This window comes from Brachyspira catarrhinii, from assembly GCF_005518285.1.
Lineage (GTDB): Bacteria > Spirochaetota > Brachyspiria > Brachyspirales > Brachyspiraceae > Brachyspira > Brachyspira catarrhinii.
The window spans coordinates 1-458 of record NZ_SJDU01000776.1; the positions used below are offsets into that span (position 1 = coordinate 1).

The window sequence follows — 458 nt, forward strand, 5'->3', positions numbered from 1 at the left end:
TATTTAATCCATCAGCCTTTCGGAGATTATTACGGTTCTTGGCGAGCTATGGAAGAATTATATGAATCAAAAAAGATTCGCGCTATTGGAGTTTGCAATTTCTATCCCGATAGATTAATGGATTTAGCGGAAAATAATAAAATAAAACCCGCCGTTAATCAAATTGAAACTCATCCGTTTTTTCAAAGAGAATATGATAACGAGATAATGAAAAATTACGGAACGCAAATAGAATCTTGGGGACCTTTTGCCGAAGGACGAGGCGATATGTTTACAAATCCTATTTTATCGGAAATAGGGAAAAAATATAATAAATCTGTCGCTCAAGTGATTTTAAGATGGCTTACTCAAAGAAATGTGGTGGCTATTCCAAAGAGCGTTCATAAAGAGAGAATGATTGAAAACTTTAATATTTTCGATTTCGAGCTTTCCGAAGACGACATGAATAAAATAAAATC

1 protein-coding gene is annotated in these 458 nt (G+C 33.8%); it reads left to right on the forward strand.

What is annotated here, in order from left to right; genetic code table 11:
- On the forward strand, positions 1–458 hold a 458-nt coding region (locus tag EZH24_RS13415; RefSeq protein ID WP_137999489.1), incomplete at both ends, for an aldo/keto reductase.